Below are 3,722 nucleotides of genomic sequence, written 5' to 3' on the forward strand. Positions count from 1 at the left end.
GTTATTAGGGTGTGCAGCTTAATCCGCACACAAGTTCTGCAATGGGAACGGTAATCCCTATTTAACAAGGTGATTGCAATACAAGATTTGTTGTGGGGACTTATGTCAAATGAATAGGTTTTAAAAAAAAATCAATCTAATACAGTGTAATTAAAAGGCTATTATTTGCTCACATTTTGCTCACAAATAATATAAAAACACGTGAAAAAATGTGAAATACCCCTTTGGAATAGAATATAATATAACAAATAAAAAGTGTCACAAATGCTTGTATAACAGGCATTTGTGACACTTTTATAGTTTTATATAACATAAAATAAACAACCTTAAAACTGCTCATTCTTCTCCCAAGATTCAACAATATAATGCGCAATCGTAGGATTAAATCCTTTACCAACTAAAAACATAATCGCAGCAACTTCTGTTAAAGCATGTTTATGTGATGTATGTTTCGCTTCATTTAAACCGTAATCTACCCAAGGTTTTACGAAATCAAGTACAGGTTTTTTTAAAGGTAAAAACTGTGTACCGACAACTTGCTGGATTTGTTGTTGCGTTGGTTCTGTAATAGGTCCTGGTGGTAAAATTTGTGGCTGTGTAATATCGAATGTTGGTCCAGGCGGTAAAATTTGCGGTTGCGTAGGATCGATAGTTGGCGGTGCTGGCGGTGAGACACGTGCGTCGTAGCTTGGTTGATACATTTGTTGTTGGTATTGCGGTTGTTGTGGCTGAGTTGTGTATGGATTTTGCTGATATTGTTGTTCTTGGTTTTGTGGTGCTACGTATGGATTTTGAGGATATTCATAATTTGGACGTGTGTCATATGGATTTTGTTGATTTTGCTGTTCTTGATTTTGTGGTGCTGCATATGGATTTTGAGGATATTCATAATTTGGACGTGTGTCATATGGATTTTGTTGATATTCAGTTTCTTGAGTTTGCGGTGTTGCGTATGGATTTTGTTCGTATTGAGGCTCTTGATGTTGTGTCTCTTCCTCCCCATACTGTTCAGCATATCTTTGTTCCTGATGTTGAGGGGAAAAAGGTTGTTGTGGGTAAGGCGGTTGATTATTATAGAACATGTTTATTCCTCCTTCATAATGATGCCTACCACCTAGTGTATGGGCAGACAAGAAAATATGTGATGAAAAAATGCGGGCGTGTTACAATAAGTAACTGGGTGAAGATAAAATGATAAAACAAGAAAAAATAAAAAAAACAATAACTTTCGTAAAGCATATTTTAGAAAAAGATGCGAGTGGGCATGATTGGTATCATATTGAACGCGTACATAAATTGGCGATTTCTTTATCCGAGCAAGAAGGGGGAAATCGTTTTATAATTGAAATGGCAGCATTACTTCACGATGTAGCAGATGAGAAGTTAAATGAGAGTGAAGAAGCAGGAATGAAAAAAGTTTCTGATTGGTTAGAAGAGTTACGTGTTGAAGAAGAGGAAAGTAAACATGTTCTTCATATCATCGCCAATATGTCTTATAAGGGTGGTCATGGTGGCACAGTTGAGTCACTTGAAGGTAGAATTGTTCAAGATGCAGATCGTTTAGATGCTCTTGGTGCAATTGGAATAGCTCGTACATTTGCATACGGAGGAGCGAAAGGGAGATTAATGTATGATCCAACTATCCCTCCTCGAGAAGTGATGACGAAAGATGAATATAGAAAAAGTAATGATCCATCTTTAAATCATTTTTATGAAAAACTTTTAAAACTAAAAGATTTAATGAACACGAACGCAGCAAAACAAGAGGCTGAAGTTCGTCATCGTTATATGGAAGAGTTTATTGAACAATTTATGAAAGAGTGGAATGCACAAATATGAAAATGTTAACTGTGGAGAACTTATCGAAATCATACGGAGAAAAACCGTTATTTGATGGATTATCATGTAGTATTACAGAAGGACAACGTGTCGGAATTATTGGTGTAAACGGTACTGGTAAATCGACATTATTAAAAATTATTGCAGGATTAGAAACTCCTGATACAGGTGATATGACGCATTCACGCGGATATACAATTAGTTATTTATCACAGCAACCAGAGTTTGATGAAAAACTAACAGTATTAGAGCAAGTGTTCCATGGTGATACACCTTTAATTCGTCTTCTTCGTGATTATGAACAATCGTTATTAAATATCGAAAAAGATCCAAGTAATGAAAAAGTACAGGAACAATTATTTGCCGTACAGCAACGTATGGATGCAATGAGTGCATGGGAAGCAAATGCAAATGCGAAATCTCTTTTAACGAAATTAGGAATTACAGATTTTACTGCAATTGTTGGAAACCTATCTGGTGGACAGAAAAAACGTATCGCAATGGCACAATGTTTTATTGAAACACCTGATCTATTAATTTTAGACGAGCCTACGAACCATCTTGACCATGAGACAGTTGAATGGTTAGAAGAATATTTAGCAAGATATACAGGTGCGGTATTACTTGTAACCCATGATCGTTATTTCTTAGATCGTGTGACAAACCGTATTTTTGAATTAGATAACGGTAAACTATATAGTTACGAAGGAAACTATAGTACATTTTTAGAAGCGAAAGCACTTCGTGAAGAGCAAGAATCGGCACAAGAATCCAAACGCCAAAATTTATATCGTCGTGAACTTGCTTGGATTCGCCGTGGTGCAAAAGCCCGTTCTACGAAACAAAAGGCGCGTATTCAGCGTTTTGATGAGCTGAAGGGACAAGAAGGACCAGCAGCGAAGCAATCAGTTGATATTGCACTAAGTGGAAGTCGTCTAGGAAAGAAAGTACTTGAGTTAAAAGATGTAACGAAAAAATTTGGTGATAAGACGGTACTACATAATTTTAATCATATTGTGAAACCAGGCGATCGTATCGGAATTATTGGGGCGAATGGAAGCGGGAAATCTTCGCTATTAAATATGCTTGCAGGCAAGTTATCTCCTGATAGTGGTGAAGTTGAAGTAGGACAAACTGTAAAAGTTGCTTATTATACGCAAGAAAATGAAGAGATGAATTTAAATCAGCGTATGATTGAATACATTAAAGAGATTGCAGAAGTTATTCATACGACAGACGGAAAAGTAATTGGTGCATCTCAAATGTTAGAACGTTTCTTATTCCCGACGCATTCACATGGTACACCGCTTGGTAAACTATCTGGTGGTGAAAGAAGACGTTTATATTTATTACGTATTTTAATGGGAGAACCAAACGTACTATTACTTGATGAACCTACGAATGATCTAGATACACAAACATTAACAGTACTAGAAGATTATTTAGAAGATTTCCCAGGTGTCGTTTTAACTGTATCGCATGACCGTTACTTCTTAGATAAAGTAGTAGATGAATTGTTCATCTTTAGTGGCGAGGGCGAAGTGCGTGAATTCCTAGGTAGTTATACGGACTATTTAGAAATGGAAAAGACGAAAGAACTTATTGAGAAGGCGGAAGTTCAAAAAGAGAAAAAAGTAGTAGAAGAAGCTCCAAAACAACAACGTAAACGTAAACTTTCATACAATGAGCAGCGTGAATGGGAAACAATTGAAGATACAATTGCCGAACTAGAAGAGAAAATTGAGTCAATTGGAGAAGAACTTGCGAAAGTTGGATCTGACTTCACAAAGGCACAAGAATTATCTGAAGCACAGCAGAAAACAGAAGAAGAGCTAGAAAAAACGATGGAAAGATGGAGCGAACTATCAGACATTGTTGAAGGA

General features: G+C 36.5%; 3 protein-coding genes. 2 read left to right on the top strand and 1 reads right to left on the bottom strand.

All coding sequences use genetic code 11. The features are described 5' to 3' along the window. Nucleotides 1-326: 326 nt before the first annotated feature. Entirely contained in the window at nucleotides 327-1,082 is a 756-nt protein-coding gene (locus AC1DTM_RS20220) for a hypothetical protein (RefSeq protein WP_016104708.1), read from the bottom strand. A 109-nt stretch (nucleotides 1,083-1,191) separates the two neighbouring features. On the opposite strand from AC1DTM_RS20220, the gene AC1DTM_RS20225 reads away from it, so the two are divergent. Both AC1DTM_RS20225 and AC1DTM_RS20230 read left to right on the top strand, forming a co-directional pair. Continuing rightward, on the top strand, nucleotides 1,192-1,839 hold the full coding sequence (locus AC1DTM_RS20225) for an HD domain-containing protein (protein ID WP_016104709.1): 648 nt from the start codon (nucleotides 1,192-1,194) through the stop codon (nucleotides 1,837-1,839). After that, nucleotides 1,836-3,722: ABC-F family ATP-binding cassette domain-containing protein (locus AC1DTM_RS20230; protein ID WP_477000731.1), on the top strand; the 1,887-nt coding region annotated here is incomplete at its 3' end. The genes AC1DTM_RS20225 and AC1DTM_RS20230, both read left to right, overlap by 4 nt.

This window comes from Bacillus sp. P4_D3, from assembly GCF_056401855.1.